The sequence below is a fragment of the Paenalcaligenes sp. Me131 genome, assembly GCF_050487225.1.
GTDB lineage: Bacteria > Pseudomonadota > Gammaproteobacteria > Burkholderiales > Burkholderiaceae_B > Paenalcaligenes.
In genome coordinates this window covers 1,015,464-1,034,580 of sequence record NZ_JBKQGY010000001.1, presented here as the reverse complement: position 1 = coordinate 1,034,580, position 19,117 = coordinate 1,015,464, and the positions used below count along the sequence as shown (strand labels likewise).

The window sequence follows — 19,117 nt, the reverse complement described above, 5'->3', positions numbered from 1 at the left end:
TGTGTGCATTCAGCTGATTTTAAGGAATTATTATCATTCGTTTTTAAAAGTGGCTTTCACTATACTAAGTTTTTAACCATAAGAAATTAGCCCTGTTACGGAGACATAATGGGGCACATATGTCGTAATGAGTCAGTCAAAACTTACCCCAGCCACGGTGGCTTTTCTTGTTATTCCAACCATGCTTTGGGCGGGCAATGCCATCGTAGGGCGTATCGTGAGCGACATGATTCCGCCGGTGACGCTGAATTTTGTGCGTTGGATTATTGCGCTACTTATTTTGTTGCCGTTTGGTTATTCGGTTTTGCGACCCAGTAGCCAATTATGGAAAGAGTGGAAGCGTTATTCCATTTTAGGGCTGCTGAGTATTGGTCTTTACAACACTTTGCAGTACATGGCATTGCAAAGTTCTACCCCCATTAACGTGACTCTCGTTGGGGCCAGCATGCCTATATGGATGCTGCTGATTGGGCGCGTGTTTTTTGGTTCACTGATGAACCGCTGGCAGTTGCTGGGCGGTGTCGTCTCGTTGTGTGGGGTGGTAATTATTCTGACCCGTGGCGATCTGACGCAGATTATGTCTATGCGCTTAGTGATAGGGGATTTCTATATGATTCTATCCACCATCGCATGGGCCTTTTATAGCTGGCTATTGTTGGCTAAAAAGCACCCTGACGATGTGCGACGTAACTGGGCCACCTTGCTGATATCACAAGTGGCGTTTGGTACGGTGTGGTCCGGCCTCTTTGCGTGGGGCGAGTGGGCGGTCTTTGATGTGCACATTCACTGGGGGACTGAGCTGTATTGGGCGATGGCCTATGTGGCGATAGGCCCGGCCATTGTGGCTCTGTACTGTTGGGGGGAAGGGGTGCAGCGTGCTGGGCCAGCTACAGCGGGCTTCTTTACGAACTTTATTCCCTTGTTTGCGGCGTTGCTGTCCACGGTGTTCTTGAATGAGCTGCCAAAAACCTTCCACGCTATTGCATTTGCTTTGATTGTGGGCGGGATTATGTTGGCATCCCGCAAACGCAACGTCGCTTAAGCATTGACGCTAGCGGCGTACTCCACAATCAGTTGCAATGAGGTTTGGCCGTTCCACGTGTTGGGGGCCAAGCTATACACTACTTCAACAACGCCATCTAACAATTGGTTGTGATTAAACCAGATGGCATCCAGCACTTGGGTGCCACGCTCTACTTGTAATTTCAGATGGCGGTCTTTCAGTAAGCGCTGCTGACGAATAATAAAGCGGTCACGGAATAAGGGGGCAGGGAAACCAGCTCCCCAGACCTGTGACTGCAGCAAGTAGGCGGTCTCTACGCTGTAGTGCTCCAACGACAGGCTGCCATCGGTTTCAATAATGGGCTCAAAGTACTCGCGCCCGCTTAGGGTGCGCACAGCCTCATCAAAGAGCAGCATGAAGTCGGCGTAGTTTTCTTCTTTGATGCTTAAGCCGGCAGCCATCGCGTGGCCACCAAATTGGGCAATGATGCCGGGCTGGCGTTTAGAGACTAAGTCCAATACATCACGCAGGTGTACATCAGGCACAGAGCGACCCGAGCCTTTCAGCATGATGCCATCGTCACTACGAGCAAAAGCCAGCACAGGGCGCCAGAATTGTTCTTTGAGTCTGGATGCCACCAAACCCACTACACCTTGGTGCCAGTCTGGGTGATACACGCACAGGCTGGCGCGTTGTTCAGGGTTGTGGCTCACATGCTGTTCTACCGCCACCAGCGCTTCTTGACGCATGTGCTGTTCGATCTGGCGACGATCTTGATTCATGTCCTCCAACTCTTGTGCCAACGACATGGCCTCAGTTGGATCATCGCTAAGCAGGCAGCGTATACCTAAGGCCATGTCAGCCAAGCGACCAGCGGCATTAATGCGAGGGCCTAACGCAAAGCCTAAGTCAAAGGTGCTGGCTAACCCAGGATGGCGCGCGGCAACGCGAAATAGTGCTTCAATGCCGGGTTGCATGATGCCAGAGCGTATTTGCTGCAAGCCTTGATTCACCAGCAAGCGGTTATTGCTGTCTAAACGCACCACGTCGGCGACCGTACCCAAGGCGACGAGATCGCTGAGGCGATTCAGGCGAGGCTGAGTCTTGGCATCAAATACACCGCGTTGTCGTAATTCGGCGCGCAAGCCCAACATCAGATAAAACACTACACCCACACCGGCCAGATTTTTAGAGGCAAAGTTGCAGTCGGGGTGGTTGGGGTTCACGATGGCAGATGCATCAGGCAGTTCATCGCCGGGTAAGTGGTGGTCGGTAATGATAACTTCCATACCTGCGGCTTTGGCTGCTTCCACACCGCTTACGCTGGCAATACCGTTATCTACGGTGATCAGTACGTCAGGTTTGCCATCTTCGTGTACTAAGGCCAGATCAACAATGGCCGGCGATAGGCCGTAACCTGTTTCAAAACGATTGGGTACTAGGAAGCTAACTGTAGCTCCCATCATGCGTAATGCGCGTACGGCTACGGCGCATGCCGTAGCGCCATCACAGTCGTAATCTGCTACGACTAGCAGTCGCTTGTTGGCGGCAATGGCATCGGCCAAAAAGCGCGCCGCATGTTGCAGGTCGCGCAGCAGGGCAGGCGGGAGCATTTGCGCCCAGTCGGTAGCGAGCTCTTCTGTGCTAGACACCCCTCTGGCTGCCATCAGCTTGGCTAGCAATGGGTGTGTGCCTGCGCTGGTAAGTGTGTTGACGTAGTCGGGGTTGACTGTACGATCTTGTATTACAGGGATGACCATTGTTTCTTCCAATCGTTTTTCTTGGAGGCAAAAAGCTTACGCAGAAAGCCAGCAGGCTGTGGGTTGACGCTCAGTAGGCGGCTTTGGCCGCATAACACCACAGAAGGTGGCTGCTGTTGCAGTGGTGCAAAGCAGTTTTTTTCCAAAAGCTGCCACGCTTCTAGCCAACGCGACCAATCTTGTTGCTGTAACGAGTCTTCTAAGTCTGTAAAGAGCTGATAGGGGGCGGCATGCGCGCTCTGGAATTGCGCTGCACAGCCCCCGCCTTGTAGCCACAAACTATTGATGGGGAGTTTGCCTTCGGCAGAACGTTGCTGGTTAACGGGGTGGTTGAACCAGAACATTTGCAATTCATTTACGAGCCTGCGCCATGGGCGTGTTTCGGTATCTTGTTCCCACCAGTGGTTTACAGCGCTTTGGCTCACTAAGGCAGAGCTTACCGTACGTGCGTGGAAGTCCTCAGGGGGATGAATGCGCCAACACTGAGCACTCACGTATTCTGCAGAAAAACCTGTGCCCTCGAACCAGGCCACACTACTGTTGAACAATGCTTCGCTATCTTCTGATGAGATATCCAGATCAGCAGCGGGTATTAGCGCAGCGCCATCGCGTGACGGCGAGATATGCACCAACTCACCTAACCAAACGGCAGCCTCAGGGGCTAACGTTAGGTTTTGTTGCGATTGCATCCACAAAACCCCCAGACCTGCGCTACTATGCTGAGCGGGTTTGGGTTGGAATCCTGCCTGTTGCAGTTGCCAGTACTCCAGCGCAGTACAGCGTTCTTGATTGCTATCCAGAACTTGCAATGTGCTTTGGCTTTGGTTAAGCCAACGAACGAGGGTGGGGGCAGCTTTTTCCAGCTCAGGCAAAAGTTTTGATGCGTAGGGTGGTTCAGGCAGGGCGCCTGAGAGTACTATTTGCATAGAAGTTTTCTGTCTAATACACGTGCGGTGGCAAAATTTATGTCGTTTGAATGGTGGGTTGGAGCGCGCTATGCGGGATTGACCCGATCTAAGCGTAAAGCAGGACAGCGAGGGGACAGGTTTGTCTCGTTCATCGCTGGAAGTTCCATGGCGGGTATCGCTTTAGGGGTTGCGGCTCTTATTGTAGTGCTTTCAGTCATGAATGGCTTTCAAACACAGGTGCGTGACCGAATGTTGTCGGTTTTGCCGCATATAGAGTTGTTTTATCCTGGGCAGCCGCATCAGCGTGTACTGGAAATGTGGCCCGATATTGCCAACGATGCAAAACAGAATTCAGCCGTGCAAGGGGCTGCACCATTTGTGGGCGCGCAAGGTATGTTGGTGCGCAATAACGTGTTGAGCGGTGCACAAATTCGCGGTATTGACCCTAGTGTGGAAACGCAAGTTTCAGAGCTGGCAGATCAACTGTATGCCGGTAGTTTGGATGCCTTAAAAGATGGCAGCTTTGGCGTTGTGCTAGGGCAAAAGTTGGCGAAGACGCTAGGGGTGGGTCAGGGCGATACCTTAATGGTGATGGCGCCTCAAGGCACGATTTCTCCGGCTGGTTTTTCACCGCGTATGCGACAGTTCACGGTAGTGGGGCTGTTTTCGTCTGGCCATTATGAATACGATGCGTCGCTGGCGTTTGTGAATGTGCAAGATGCCGCGCGTATTTTCCGTGACAGCGGTGTAAGTGGTGTGCGGTTGCGTATTAAGGATATGCAAAAAGCCCCTGAAGTAGCGGTAGAGCTGCAAGGCCAATTGCCCAGTGGCGTGATCGCTAGCGACTGGACACGCAACAACCGTACCTGGTTTGCTGCTGTGCAAACAGAAAAGCGCATGATGTTCTTGATCCTGACACTGATTGTTGCTGTGGCTGCCTTTAACTTGCTGTCTTCATTGGTGATGGCGGTCAAAGACAAACGCAGTGATATTGCTATTTTGCGTACGCTAGGGGCAACGCCCGCTGAGATTGCACGGATCTTCTTGGTGCAAGGCAGCTTGATTGGTTTCTTGGGAACAGGTCTAGGCGTGCTGTTAGGGGTGTTGATCGCCTATAACGTAGACGTTATTGTGCCGTTTATTGAAAACCTGATTGGCTTGCAATTCTTGCCCGAGCAAATCTATTTCATCAGCTCTTTACCGTCTAACCCGCAAGTGACCGATATCGTCATCATTGCGGTGACTTCGTTAATTTTGTCGTTCTTGGCAACGCTGTACCCCAGTTGGCGTGCCTCGCGTTTGCAACCTGCACAGGTACTGCGTCATGACTGATTCTGTAATGTCTTCTACCCCCGTGATTGAAGCCCGTGACTTAGGGGTGCGTTATAGCGAAGCGGGCCGCGATATCAGCATTTTGCATGATGTGTCGTTGCAAGTGCAGGCAGGTGAGATGGTCGCTATTGTGGGGGCGTCCGGTTCGGGTAAAAGCACGTTGTTGCACATACTGGGACTGCTGGATAAACCCACAACTGGTAAGGTGTGGGTGCAAGGTCAAGAAACTGACAGCATGGGTGAAAAACAGCGCAGTCGCTTGCGTAATCAGGCCTTGGGGTTTGTATACCAGTTTCACCATCTATTGCCTGAGTTTCATGCGCTGGACAATGCCGCCATGCCGTTGATTGTGCGTGGCTTAAAACGCGACGAAGCACGAGTACAAGCTCAGAAGCTGTTAGAGCGTGTGGGTTTGGGTGAGCGCTTGGATCACTTCCCTGGGCAATTGTCAGGGGGGGAGCGTCAGCGAGTAGCCTTGGCGCGTTCATTGGTCTCTAACCCAGCATGTGTGTTGGCTGATGAGCCCACGGGTAACTTGGATCGCCACACCGCTGATGAGATGTTTGCCTTGTTGCAGGAAGTGAATAGGGAGCTGGGCACCGCCTTTGTGATTGTGACGCATGATGTGGCCTTGGCGTCGCTCGCGCATAGGCAGTTGCACATGGTGGACGGCAACCTACAATAATGTGAGGGCGTGGCGCATTGCTATCCGCTGATTGCTGGAACGGTGGCAAGCGCCCGAATCATCAAGGATGTAGCCATGTTGATAGACAGCCATTGCCATTTGGATGCCCCAGAGTTTGATGCGGATCGCAACGAAGTGTGGGCGCGTGCGCAAGCGGCTGGTGTGCAAAAGGTAGTGGTGCCTGCGGTTGAGGCAAGTAACTTCCAGACTGTGCGTGATTTGGCTCATCAACATGAGGGTGTTTACTACGCCCTAGGTATTCACCCTTTATACGTACCACGCGCGCAAGACGGTGATCTAGAACTATTAGAAACAACGGTGCAGCAGGCGTTGAGCGACCCGCGTTTTGTGGGTGTGGGTGAAATAGGGCTTGATTTCTTTGTGCCGGAACTCTGTACACCAGAGATGCGCGAGCGCCAGTTGGAGTTCTACGAACACCAAGTCAAATTGGCTGCGCGTTATCACTTGCCTGTGATCTTGCATGTACGCCGTTCTGTGGACGTCATCACAAAATACTTGCGTCAGCATCCTACGCTACGTGGTATTGCCCATGCATTTAATGGCAGCCAGCAACAGGCCGAAATTTTGCTGGATTTGGGCTTTAAGTTAGGTTTTGGTGGTGCCATGACATTTGAGCGCGCCAAACAAATACGCCGTTTAGCCAGCGATTTACCGCTCACGGCAATTGTGCTGGAAACGGATGCGCCCGATATTCCACCCGCATGGTTGGGTAAAGCGGGGGAAGAGGATGATTCCCCCTTGGCGAGACGTAATGAACCAGTGCATTTAGTACGTATGGCCCAAGTGCTGGCAGAGTTACGCGGTGTACCGCTAGAGACTGTTATCCAGCAGACAGGAAGCAATGCGCTTGAAGTCTTGCCGCGATTAGCCTAGTAACGCGCCGCGCTGTTCTCGTTACCTACGTAAAGAATCGCACAGACATAACGGTGTGTGCTGGAGCCTAGTTGCTACTGCTTGGCAGTAGCCTAAGGCTTTTGCATAGCGTCTATGCGATTGCTACAACGACAATTCTCTGGACGAATCACGGCGCTCGCTATGGTGGCCGCCGCCGTATGGGTGCACACATTTTCTGAGTTACCGGCAGGTTGGCTGTGGTACAGCCTATGGTTGTGGGTGGTGCTGGGATGCGTGCTGTGTTGGCGCATACCAGTATTTGCTTATGTGCTGGTGCCTGTGATGGCCGCGACGCTGACTGTGTGGTGGGTGGGCGTAGCTGCCGAGCAGCGTTTAGTACAAGCCTTACCAACTGCGGATGAGAATAGGGTATCGCGTGTGGAGTTTGAGGTGATAGGTTTACCGCAGCAAACGCCAAGTAGCCTACATTTCACCGCACGAGTACGTCAGAGCAAACCAGAGGGTTTACCTAGCACCATACAGGTAAGTTGGTCGGCCGCTACGTGGGTGGGGCCTTATAGCCAGCCTGTAAAAGCTGATTTCCCTACGGTATCACCTGGGCAAGTGTGGCAAAGCAATATGTTGGTGAAAACACCGCATGGTTATCAGAACGAACAGGGTTTCGATTACGAGCAATACAGTTTTAGTCATGGGATTCGGGCCTTAGGTAGCGTACGCGGTGAGCCCAAACTGCTATTCACGCTGCCATGGTGGCAGCGATCGTGGTCGGTGATGGCGCAAAGTCTGCGTTATGAACTACGCAAGGCCATGCTCCCCTATGTGCAATCCTCTCGTTACGGCGGAGTGCTGTTAGCGTTAAGCGTGGGTGATCAAAATAGCATAGCCAGCCAAGATTGGTTGGTGTTTAACCGGGCGGGGCTTACGCACTTAGTGTCTATTAGCGGCTCGCATGTCACATTAATGGCTGTGTTTGTCGCTACGGTCATGTCATGGTGTTGGCGGCGGTTACGCTATAAACAGGTGGCCTTGGCGGAGTATTGGCCGGCTCAAAAAATAGCAGCGTGTGTGGCGTTGTTGGTGGCCGCCTTGTATTGCACGGTAGCGGGTTGGGGTGTACCTGCTCAACGTACTTTTTTAATGTTGGCAGTGGTGGTGGGTACGCGTTTAGCCGGTGTGTCGTGGCAGCCGTCGCAAACCTTAGCCTTAGCGGCAGCATTGGTGGTCTGGTTAGACCCGTGGGCGGTAGTCGCTAGTGGGTTTTGGTTATCGTTTGGGGCTGTGACCGTACTGCTATTGTGCTATCACTGGCAGGGACATGCGATGCAACTCAAACAAGGGTGGTCGGCCCTTGTTAGTTATGTACTGCAGGTGTCGGCTTGGCAGGTAGTGATTAGCGTGGCGCTATTTCCCGCATTGGGCTGGCAGTTTCATGAAGTCTCGCTTATCTCACCACTTAGTAATGCCTACGCCATTCCACTGATAGGGATGGTCATTACTCCTTTGTCTTTGTTGTTGATGTTGGTTGCGCCCATAGCAGCATTTTCTGCAGTGACACAAGGCGTGGCGTGGTTAGCTCATACGCTGTTGGAGTTCATGATGCGGCCCACCGAATGGTTGTGCGAACTTCCTGCAGCCAGTGTGGCTGTAGCGTGGGCGCCGTGGTGGACGTATGGGATAGCGGCGTTAGGCATGGGGTATGCCTTCTTGCCTAAAGGGCTACCAGGCAGGCATTGGGGTTGGGTAGGATTGCTGCCGTGTTTGCTATGGGGGCGCGAACCTATCGCTGAAGGTGAGTGGCGTGCTGATGTCTTGGATATAGGGCAAGGTGGTGCGGTGTTGGTACAAACGCGCCATCATGCCTTGCTCTTTGATACGGGTCTGCGCTTAAGTCATCAGAACGATGTGGGCGACAGGGTAATTGTGCCGTTCTTGCGGGCCAAGGGTATTACTGCGCTAGATTGGTTGGTATTGTCCCACGACGATTTGGACCATACTGGTGGTGCATTGAATGTGCTGCAAGCTGTACCGGTGCGTGCTCTGTATACGAGCTTTTCTGCGCGAGCGTATTTTGGGCGTGAAGCAGCACTATTAGGGGTAGCGTCCCCGTTGTTACCTACAACCTCGCAACAGATCTGCCAACAAGGTATGTCATGGCAGGTGGATGGCGTGCAGTTTAGCTTCGAGTGGCCAGATGCATCGGCGTTAAGGAATAAAGACAGCAATGCGCGTAGTTGCGTGTTGAGCATACGTAGTGCGCACGGGAAGAGCCTGCTACTAACAGGGGATATAGGCGTTGCTCAAGAGGCAGCATTGTTAAAGCGGTGCATAGCGCCGCATGATGTGGTGGTCGTGGGGCATCATGGCTCTCGTACCTCGTCGTCAGTGCAGTGGGTGCAGTCTATGCAGGCAACGTGGGCTATCGCACAAGCAGGTTGGGAGAACCGTTTTGGGCACCCGCATACCGACGTGGTTAGGCGTTGGCAGCGATTTAAAACGGCGTTTGTTCGTACTGATTATGCGGGAGCCGTGCGTATCCTGACGCAGGGTTCAGGTATGCAAGTGCAGTGCCAACGCCAAGTGCGGGCGCGTTATTGGCAGCACCCCATTTTTGCGCTACAAGCATCCTGTGATCAGACGCTTAAAGAGAGCCAATGATGCGTGTAGAATGGACAGTACTCTTTTCCTACTTTGGCGCAGCCTGCCCATGAACAGCCATTCTGCTATGAGCTCTGAACCTCGTTTGGATTATGTGATGTGCGCATCACCTGCCGGTACGCATCGTATGGCGTATTGGGAATGGGGCGATCCTACTAATCACCATATTCTGCTGTGTGTACACGGTTTGACCCGTAGCGGCAGAGATTTCGATGCCTTAGCGCAAGCCTTATCCAGTCATTATCGGGTGGTTTGTCCGGATGTGGTGGGGCGTGGCGAGTCGGATTGGTTGTTGGACCCTAGTTATTACGCGGTTCCGCAGTATGTGGCTGATATGCTGACCTTAATTGCGCGGTTGCAGCCTACTACCTTGGATTGGGTGGGCACGTCGATGGGCGGTTTGATTGCGATGGGGTTGGCGGGCAATGTGGCGTTGTCATCCCAACTGCGTATGCCGCATCCGTTAAGTATGCCGGCGTCACAACAGTTGCCGCTAGGCAAGCTAGTATTAAACGATGTGGGGCCAGCGTTAAGCTGGGAAGGCTTACAACGTATTGGTGATTACGTAGGTATTCCCATGCAGTTTGCAAGCTTTGACGAGGCACAGAACTATGTACGCCAAACCTTGGCGGGTTTTGGCCCGCATTCAGACGCTGAATGGGCCGATATGACGCGCATTGCCTTTGTGCAAACAGAAGAAGGGGCCTGGGTAAAGCATTACGATTTGCGCATTGCTTTGCCGTTTGCGACACAAACCGAAGCGGCCATGCAGATGGCTGAGCAGTTATTGTGGCAGTCGTATCAGCATTGGCCTAATGAGCTGCTGATTATGCGTGGGCAGCAGTCTGATTTATTAAGCGCCGATACGGTGCAAGAAATGGTTGCGAAGCATCATGCAGCACGTAGTGTAGAGATCGCAGGCGTAGGCCATGCGCCTACGTTGCGTCATGCAGATCAAATCGCGATAGTAAAACAGTTTTTGATAGGGTAGTCAGGCATGCGTACTCAAACTCTTAATGTGGATTTGCATTGCCATTCCACAGCCTCAGACGGATTATTGCCCCCTAAAGAAGTGGCGCAGCGTGCTGCCGCCAATGGTGTGCAGTTATGGGCATTAACTGACCACGATGAATTGAGTGGCTTAGAGGAGGCGCGTGCTGAAGCCCATAAGCTGGGTATGCAGTTTATTTCTGGCGTGGAAATCTCTGTCACATGGGCGGGTAGAACCGTGCACATCGTAGGGTTGAATGTTGATGATAAGCAATCCCAAATTAATGACGAGCTTGCCTACATACGGGCAGGGCGCGAACAGCGCGCCAAAGAAATAGGCGATAAATTAACGGGCTTAGGTATTAAAAACGCGTACGAAGGTGCGTTGCGTTATGTGTCCAACCCGTCACTAATTAGCCGTACGCATTTCGCACGTTTTTTGGTAGAAGAAGGCTACTGCGCCAACATGGGCGAGGTCTTTAAACGCTACTTAGGGGATCACAAAGCGGCTTTTGTGCCCATGCAGTGGGCCACCTTGGCGCAATCTGTCAATTGGATACGTGAGGCGGGTGGTAAAGCCATTATTGCGCACCCCGGGCGTTACGAGTTTACGCCTGTACAATTCGGGGCATTATTTGACGAGTTCAAAGCCCTGGGCGGTATAGGGATAGAAGTGGTAACGGGTAGTCACCGGCCGGATCAGTATGCCGAGTATGCACAAGTGGCTAAGCACTATGGTTTTGAGATTTCGTGTGGATCTGATTTTCATGCACCCGGTGAGGGGCGTTTAGACTTAGGGACATTGCCGCCTTCGCCTGCAGGGCTGCCCACCGTGTGGGATGAGTGGTTGGCCTAGTGGGCTGGAGTGGAGTACAGCGTTATGAATAAAGCATTTGTTAAAGAAGACACAGAAGATCTTGATGATGACTTGGAAGCCCCCGCTGTTAGCATACCGGCGGGCACCAAGAACTACATTACGGTAGAAGGTTACCGTGCCTTGCGCCGCGAATTTAATCACTTGATGAATGTAGAGCGCCCTGAAGTGGTGCAGGTAGTGTCGTGGGCGGCGTCTAATGGTGACCGCTCTGAAAACGGCGACTACTTATACGGTAAAAAGCGTCTGCGCGAAATTGACCGCCGCATTCGTTTTTTAACCAAGCGCATCCAAATTGCTGAAGTAGTAGACCCCGCTTTGCAGCCCAATAAAGATCAAATCTTTTTTGGGGCAACCGTGGTATATGCCAACCTTAGTGGTGAAGAAACCACCATTACCATTGTGGGTATAGATGAAGCCGAACCACTAAACGGCAAAATTAGTTGGATATCGCCAGTGGCTCGTGCCTTGCTCAAAGCGCGCGAGGGAGACACCATTACTTTGCGTACACCGGGTGGCAAGGAAGAATTGGATATTTTGGAAGTGCACTATCCCACCGAACCAGCCCCGCCAGATGACGAGCTAGGACATTAACCGTAAAACCACAAGCGCGGGATTCTTCCCGCGCTTGTGGTTAAAATAGTCACATTTCTTGTCTTCTTTTTACTTCTCCCCCCAGAACCGTGAACTCTTTCTTGCATTATCCCGGCTCCTCTTTCCTTTCCGATTTCCGCCGCGAGCGCTTGTTACAACGCTTGAAGGCATTGGATCTCCCTGTTGCTGATGTACAGGGTTTTTATGAGCACTACGTCTGGGCAGATGACAGTGCGCAAAATGAGCAAAACCTGAGCCAGTTGAAAGCGTTGCTGGATGATTCCCGTCCATGTTTTGATGCACAGGATCACGCCAAAAATGCCTTAGTATTGCGAGTGATTCCGCGTATAGGCACGATTTCTCCGTGGGCAAGTAAAGCCACTGATATCGCCCGTAACTGTGGCATCCAAGGGATTCGCCGTATAGAGCGTGGGGTGCGTTATGTGATCACACCAGAGCGCGGTTTGTTGGGTAGCAAGAACATTAATGAAGCGCAGTTGGCCCAAATCTCGGCCATGTTGCACGACAAAATGACGGAAACTGTTGTAGACGTCAATTTTGCACCAGAGCAGTTGTTCGTAGAGTTGCAAGGCAAAGCCATGCAATACGTAGATGTGATGGCCAATGGCCAAGCTGCACTGGAAGAGGCCAACCGTACGATGGGTTTGGCGCTGTCTGAAGACGAAGTAGAGTACTTGCTGGAAGCCTTCGTAGGCTTGAAACGCAATCCTACCGATGTAGAGCTCATGATGTTTGCGCAAGCAAACAGTGAACATTGCCGTCACAAAATCTTCAACGCCCAGTGGGTGATTGATGGCAAACCACAAGACAAGACACTGTTTGGCATGATCCGCGACACACACGCGGCGCAGCCAGAAAAAACCGTTGTGGCGTACTCGGATAACGCCGCCATTATGGAAGGCGGTCCAGCACAAGTGTTTCGCGCTACCTTGCCTGACTCAGAAGGCAAGGGCACATACCAGCGTATGGACACCACGCTGCACACCTTGATGAAAGTGGAAACACACAACCACCCTACAGCGATTGCACCGTTCCCCGGCGCATCCACAGGGTCTGGTGGTGAGATCCGTGACGAAGGTGCAACCGGTCGTGGTTCTAAACCTAAAGCGGGTTTGACTGGCTTTACCGTTTCTAACCTGAAATTTGCGGATTTCCCAGAGCCTTGGGAGCAAGACTCTCACGGTGATTGCAGCCGCATTGCCTCGCCTTTGGACATCATGATCGAAGGCCCTATTGGGGGCGCTGCATTCAACAACGAATTTGGTCGTCCTAACCTGCTGGGTTACTTCCGTACCTTTGAACAAAGCGCGGGTGGCGTACGTTGGGGTTACCACAAACCCATCATGATCGCCGGTGGTTTGGGTTCTATAGACGCTAGCCAAACACACAAAGACCCACTGCCAGTAGGCGCCTTGTTGGTGCAAATTGGTGGTCCAGGTATGCGTATTGGTATGGGCGGTGGCGCTGCGTCCAGTATGAGCTCCGGTGTGAACTTAGCCGAATTGGATTTCGACTCTGTGCAACGTGGCAACCCAGAAATGGAACGCCGTGCACAAGAAGTGATTGATCGTTGCTGGCAGCAAGGCGCTGAAAACCCCATTATCGCCATCCACGACGTGGGCGCAGGTGGTTTGTCTAACGCTTTCCCCGAGTTGGTAAACGATGCCGAACGTGGTGCGATTTTTGATCTGACCCACGTACAGTTGGAAGAATCCGGTTTGTCTCCAGCCGAGATCTGGAGTAACGAATCTCAAGAACGTTATGTGTTGGCGATTTCGCCAGCCGATTTGCAACGCTTTACTGCCATTGCTGACCGCGAACGTTGCCCATGGGCCGTCGTAGGTGTGGCAACTGCAGAGCGTCAGTTGCGCGTAGTCGTGGGCGAAGGCCTGCCAGGTGTAGATGCCGACATCAAACCTGCAGCAGAACGCCCTGTTGATGTACCGATGAGCGTGATTCTGGGTAAAGCACCACGCATGTTGCGTGATGTAGAGCACGTAGAGCTGCCTACCGAGCCTGTGGATTTGCCATTGATCCCCTTGGCAGAAGCCGTAACGCGCGTATTGCGTCACCCAACCGTCGCAAACAAAAACTTCCTGATCACCATTGGTGACCGTACGGTAGGCGGGCTGTGCAGTCGAGACCAGATGGTTGGCCCATGGCAAATCCCTGTAGCCGATTGTGCGGTTACATTGGCTGACTTTGAAGGCGTACGTGGTGAAGCCATGTCCATGGGTGAACGTACCCCATTGGCGGTGCTAGATGCTGCCGCTTCTGGTCGTATGGCTGTAGCAGAAGCCTTGTCTAACTTGGCCGCTGCCGATGTCAGCAGCATGAAAGACGTTAAGTTGTCCGCGAACTGGATGGCCGCTTGCGGTACAGCCGGTCAAGACGCTGCCTTGTTTGACACCGTAGAAGCCGTAAGCCACTGGTGTCAGAAACTGGGCTTGTCTATCCCTGTAGGTAAAGATTCCTTGTCTATGCGTACCTCGTGGGAACAAGACGGTGAGTCCATCAACGTGGTATCGCCAGTTTCCCTGATCGTGACAGCCTTTGCGCAAGTGGGTGATGTACGTAAAACACTGACTCCTCAGTTGCGTACCGACATCGGCGAAAGCTGCTTGATCTTGTTGGATATGGGCTTGGGTAAACAGCGCATGGGTACATCCGTACTGGCGCAAGCCTTTAACCAAGTGGGCGACGAAGCTCCTGATATGGACAACGCTGAACTGATGTTGGCGTTCTTCCATGCTGTACGTTCCTTGTACAACGACGGTTTGGTACACGCGTACCACGACCGTTCTGATGGCGGTTTGTTGGCAACCGTAGCCGAAATGGCGTTTGCAGGTCACGTAGGTGTGTCCTTGAACGTAGACATGCTGACGATTGATCCGCATGCGGCTGACTGGGGTGACTACAAAATCCGTCCAGAACAAGTAGCGGTTCAACGCGAAGAGCTCACACTGAAAGCGCTGTTCAACGAAGAAATTGGTGCTGTGATTCAGGTGAAACAAGCTGACCGCGACAACGTGTTGCAGCGTTTGCGTGAAGCAGGTCTGTCCCCTTACGCACACGTAGTGGGTAGCTTGAACGACCGCGATCAAGTGGAAATCTTCCGCGATGGCGCTTGCGTATACCAAGCACCGCGTGCCGAGTTGGGTAAAGAGTGGAGCGAAGTTACACGCCGCATCATGAACTTGCGTGATAACCCCGCCAGTGCTGAAGCAGAATTCGCGCTGTGGAGCGATGTAAAAGACCCAGGTATTAGCCCTGTGGTGCCATTCAACCCACAAGAAAACGTTGCAGCACCCTTCATTAACACCGGTGCACGTCCACGTATCGCGGTGATGCGTGAGCAAGGGTGTAACAGCCAAGTAGAAATGGCATGGGCCTTTGACACTGCCGGCTTTGATGTGACCGACGTACACATGACTGATCTGCTGAGCGGTCGCGTAACCTTGGAGCAATTCAAAGGTATAGTCGCTGCCGGTGGTTTCAGCTACGGTGACGTATTGGGTGCAGGTGAAGGCTGGGCACGTACTATCCGTTTCAATGCCATGTTGAATGACCAGTTCGCTGGCTTCTTCGGTAGAGAAGACACCTTTGCACTGGGCGTATGTAACGGTTGCCAGATGATGGCTGCCTTGGCTCCTATGATTCCAGGTGCGGAAGCATGGCCTAGATTTACCCGCAACTTGTCCGAGAAATACGAAGCCCGTTTGGCAACATTGAGCGTGGCTGATTCGCCTTCTATCTTCTTTAAAGGTATGGAAGGTGCACGTTTGCCTATCGCTGTAGCACACGGTGAAGGCTTTGCTAACTTTGCTTCACAAGGTGATGCCAGCAGCGTATTGGCCGTGGCCAATTATGCAGATAACTACGGTAAGCCTACAGAGCAATACCCGTTCAACCCTAACGGCAGCCCCAACGGTTTGGCGGGTGCTACCACTGCTGACGGTCGTTTCACTGTATTGATGCCTCACCCAGAGCGTGTAACACGCAACGTCATGTTGTCGTGGGCACCAGAAAGCTGGGGCGAGCAAGATCAGGGTGGCGCACAGGCAACAAATGGTGGGTTTAGTCCTTGGATGCGTTTCTTCCAGAACGCTAGGGTCTGGATTGGTTAAGGGCAACAGCGTATAATCTTGCTTTGGACGGAGTAAAAAGCATGCGTCTTATCAAACGAGCACTAACATTCGATGATGTATTGTTAGTGCCTGCATATTCAGAAATTCTTCCTCGCGATGCATCGTTGACAGCACGATTCAGCCGCGACATTTCCCTGAACATCCCACTGGTGTCCGCCGCAATGGACACCGTGACCGAATCCGGCTTGGCCATTGCTATGGCACAAGAGGGCGGTATGGGGATCATCCACAAAAACCTGACCGCTGATGTACAAGCACGTGAAGTATCCCGTGTAAAACGTCACGAGTTCGGTATTGTGATCGACCCTGTTACCGTGACACCAGAAATGACGGTGCGTGATGCAATCAATTTGCAACGCCAGCACGGTGTGTCCGGTTTGCCAGTGGTTAAAGAAGGTAAGTTGGTTGGTATAGTCACCAACCGAGACTTGCGCTTTGAAGACCGTTTCGAGCTGCCTATTCGTGAAATCATGACGCCTCAAGAGCGTCTGGTAACCATGAAAGAGGGCGCTACACTGGATGAAGCCCAAGCATTGATGCACAAACACCGCCTAGAGCGCGTGCTGATCGTGAACGACCAGTTCGAGTTGCGTGGTTTGGCTACCGTTAAGGATATCGTTAAAAACACCACTCACCCTCTGGCTGCTAAAGACCAACACGGTCAGTTGCGCGTAGGTGCTGCGGTAGGTGTGGGTGGCGATACGGACGAGCGTGTAGAAAAACTGTCCCGCGCTGGCGTAGATGCCATCATTGTGGATACGGCTCACGGTCACACCAAAGGTGTAATTGATCGCGTACGTTGGGTGAAACAGAACTTCCCTCACATCCAAGTGATTGGTGGCAACATCGCTACAGCTGCAGCGGCTAGAGCGTTGGTTGAAGCTGGTGCTGACGGTGTGAAAGTAGGTATTGGCCCAGGCTCTATCTGCACCACACGTATTGTGGCTGGTGTGGGTGTGCCGCAAATCAGCGCGATTGCTGATGTGGCTAAAGCATTGGAAGGTACAGGCGTACCGCTGATCGCTGACGGTGGTATACGCTTCTCGGGTGACGTATCTAAAGCCTTGGCAGCAGGTGCATCCACTTGCATGATGGGCGGTATGTTCGCAGGTACAGAAGAAGCACCAGGCGAAGTGGTATTGTTCCAAGGTCGTTCCTACAAGTCTTACCGCGGTATGGGTAGCTTGGGTGCGATGGTGGAAGGCTCCGCTGACCGTTACTTCCAAGATGCCTCCAGCAACTCCGACAAACTGGTGCCTGAAGGTATTGAAGGTCGTGTGCCTTACAAAGGTAGCGTGATCGCCATTATCCATCAGTTGGTTGGTGGTGTACGTGCCTCGTTGGGTTACTGCGGTTGTGCTTCCATTGACGAACTGCATGAAAAAGCTGAGTTCGTGGAAATCACGGCAGCAGGTGTACGCGAATCTCACGTACACGATGTGCAGATCACCAAAGAAGCACCGAATTACCGTGCAGACTAATTTAGTATTCTGCTGCGGTTTATAATTCAGACGGCCGCGTTGCACAGTGCAACGTGGCCGTATTCGTTCTATCGCTGGCTGTAGAGTTACCCCTTAACAGCAAGCACCATTTATCTATCAGTCATCATGCATCAACGCATACTTATTCTTGATTACGGTTCACAAGTTACCCAATTGATCGCACGCCGTGTGCGCGAAGTGGGCGCTTACTGCGAAATCCACCCTGGCGACGTGAGCGACGAATTCATCCGTTCGCAAGAAGGCCTGAAAGGGATTATTCTGTCTGGCAGCCACGCTTCCGTGTACGCCGACGACGCCTTGCAAGTGCCTGCCGCCGTATTCGAGATGAACATACCTGTACTGGGTATTTGCTACGGTATGCAAGCCATGGCGCGCCAATTGGGTGGGACTACCGAAGGTGCAGACAAACGTGAATTCGGTTATGCCGAAGTACGTGCCCACGGTCACACCAAATTACTGGATGGCATCCAAGACTTCGCCACCCCAGAAGGGCATGGCATGCTGAAAGTATGGATGAGCCACGGCGACAAAGTGACTGCATTGCCTCCAGGCTTCAAATTGATGGCTTCCACACCTACCTGCGCAATCGCTGGTATGGCAGACGAAGAACGTAATTTTTACGCCGTACAGTTCCACCCAGAAGTTACCCATACTGTACAAGGCGGTGCCTTGTTCCAACGTTTTGTGCGTGACATCTGCGGTTGCGTAGGTGACTGGAACATGCCTGACTACGTAGAAGAAGCTATTGCTAACATCCGCGAACAAGTGGGTGACGAAGAAGTTATTTTGGCCTTGTCTGGCGGTGTGGACTCCTCGGTAGCGGCGGCATTGATTCACCGTGCTATAGGTGAAAAACTGACTTGTGTATTTGTAGACCACGGTCTGCTGCGCTTGAACGAAGCCACACAGGTAATGAGCACCTTCGCTGACAATATGGGTCTGAAAATCATCCATATTGATGCCTCAGATCGATTCTTGGGCAAACTGGCTGGTGTTACTGACCCAGAAGCTAAACGTAAAATCATCGGCCGTGAGTTCGTAGAAATCTTCCAAGAAGAAGCAGCGAAACTCAGCAACGCCCGTTGGTTGGCACAAGGCACTATCTACCCAGACGTGATCGAATCCGCTGCCGCCAAATCAGGCAAAGCAACCGGCATTAAATCGCATCACAACGTAGGCGGCCTGCCAGAAACCCTGAACCTGAAGCTGCTAGAGCCCCTGCGTGAACTGTTCAAAGACGAAGTACGCAAACTGGGCGTAGCATTGGGCTTGCCACCACAAATGGTGTACCGCCACCCATTCCCAGGCCCAGGCCTAGGCGTGCGTATCTTGGGCGAAATCAAACGTGAATACGCTGATTTGCTGCGCCAAGCCGATGCGATCTTCATTGAAGAACTGCGTAACACCGTAGACGAAGCCACCGGTAAAAACTGGTACGACCTGACTTCCCAAGCTTTCACAGTATTCTTGCCAGTGAAAAGCGTGGGTGTGATGGGCGATGCCCGTACCTACGAATACGTAGTTGCACTGCGTGCCGTAGAAACCACCGACTTCATGACAGCTGATTGGGCAGAATTGCCATACTCACTGTTGAAGCGCGTGTCTGGCCGCATCATCAACGAGGTACGCGGTATCAACCGTGTGACTTACGATGTAAGCAGTAAGCCGCCAGCGACGATTGAGTGGGAGTGATCCCACGTCTGGCATAGCTAGACGGCTCGTTGTAGGAACAAAAAAGCCCGCATTCAAGCGGGCTTTTTTCTTTCCTA

General features: G+C 52.4%; 13 protein-coding genes. 11 read left to right on the top strand and 2 right to left on the bottom strand.

Annotation, left to right across the window (positions count from 1 at the left end):
* The first annotated feature begins 127 nt into the window (after nt 1-127).
* Nucleotides 128-1,042 carry a DMT family transporter gene (locus ACLPHM_RS04920; RefSeq protein ID WP_430220145.1) on the top strand — a complete coding sequence of 305 codons (915 nt, stop codon included), beginning with the start codon at nt 128-130 and terminating at the stop codon, nt 1,040-1,042.
* Here ACLPHM_RS04920 and recJ read toward each other — a convergent pair.
* Nucleotides 1,039-2,763 (bottom strand): single-stranded-DNA-specific exonuclease RecJ, encoded by a 1,725-nt coding sequence (gene recJ, locus ACLPHM_RS04915; RefSeq protein ID WP_430220144.1) that lies wholly within the window; start codon nt 2,761-2,763, stop codon nt 1,039-1,041. The genes ACLPHM_RS04920 and recJ overlap by 4 nt on opposite strands.
* A complete protein-coding gene (locus ACLPHM_RS04910) occupies nt 2,748-3,689 on the bottom strand; it encodes a hypothetical protein (protein ID WP_430220143.1) in 942 nt (313 codons plus the stop codon). Before ACLPHM_RS04910 ends, recJ begins: the two co-directional genes overlap by 16 nt.
* Before the next feature lie 39 nt (nt 3,690-3,728).
* On the opposite strand from ACLPHM_RS04910, the gene ACLPHM_RS04905 reads away from it, so the two are divergent.
* From ACLPHM_RS04905 to guaA, 10 genes are all read left to right on the top strand, one after another.
* Complete coding sequence (locus ACLPHM_RS04905) at nt 3,729-5,003, top strand: lipoprotein-releasing ABC transporter permease subunit (protein ID WP_430220142.1); 1,275 nt, start codon at nt 3,729-3,731, stop codon at nt 5,001-5,003.
* Nucleotides 4,996-5,688, top strand: a complete 693-nt coding sequence (locus ACLPHM_RS04900; RefSeq protein WP_430220141.1) for an ABC transporter ATP-binding protein — start codon at nt 4,996-4,998, stop codon at nt 5,686-5,688. Before ACLPHM_RS04905 ends, ACLPHM_RS04900 begins: the two co-directional genes overlap by 8 nt.
* A 75-nt stretch (nt 5,689-5,763) precedes the next feature.
* The gene (locus tag ACLPHM_RS04895) at nt 5,764-6,582 is read left to right on the top strand and encodes a TatD family hydrolase (protein WP_430220140.1); all 819 of its coding nucleotides are present in this window, start codon (nt 5,764-5,766) and stop codon (nt 6,580-6,582) included.
* A 114-nt stretch (nt 6,583-6,696) separates the two neighbouring features.
* Nucleotides 6,697-9,219 (top strand): DNA internalization-related competence protein ComEC/Rec2, encoded by a 2,523-nt coding sequence (locus ACLPHM_RS04890; protein ID WP_430220139.1) that lies wholly within the window; start codon nt 6,697-6,699, stop codon nt 9,217-9,219.
* Between the two features lie 49 nt (nt 9,220-9,268).
* Complete coding sequence (locus ACLPHM_RS04885) at nt 9,269-10,210, top strand: alpha/beta fold hydrolase (protein ID WP_430220138.1); 942 nt, start codon at nt 9,269-9,271, stop codon at nt 10,208-10,210.
* 6 nt (nt 10,211-10,216) lie between these two features.
* The gene (locus tag ACLPHM_RS04880) at nt 10,217-11,065 is read left to right on the top strand and encodes a PHP domain-containing protein (RefSeq protein ID WP_430220137.1); all 849 of its coding nucleotides are present in this window, start codon (nt 10,217-10,219) and stop codon (nt 11,063-11,065) included.
* A 24-nt stretch (nt 11,066-11,089) separates the two neighbouring features.
* Nucleotides 11,090-11,677, top strand: a complete 588-nt coding sequence (gene greB / locus ACLPHM_RS04875; RefSeq protein WP_135864832.1) for a transcription elongation factor GreB — start codon at nt 11,090-11,092, stop codon at nt 11,675-11,677.
* Between the two features lie 89 nt (nt 11,678-11,766).
* A complete protein-coding gene (gene purL / locus ACLPHM_RS04870) occupies nt 11,767-15,825 on the top strand; it encodes a phosphoribosylformylglycinamidine synthase (protein WP_430220136.1) in 4,059 nt (1,352 codons plus the stop codon).
* 41 nt (nt 15,826-15,866) lie between these two features.
* Entirely contained in the window at nt 15,867-17,327 is a 1,461-nt protein-coding gene (gene guaB, locus ACLPHM_RS04865; RefSeq protein ID WP_430220135.1) for an IMP dehydrogenase, read from the top strand.
* A gap of 126 nt (nt 17,328-17,453) precedes the next feature.
* Nucleotides 17,454-19,040: a glutamine-hydrolyzing GMP synthase gene (gene guaA, locus ACLPHM_RS04860; protein WP_166407518.1), complete on the top strand. Its 1,587-nt coding sequence runs from the start codon at nt 17,454-17,456 to the stop codon at nt 19,038-19,040.
* The last annotated feature ends 77 nt before the right edge of the window (nt 19,041-19,117 follow it).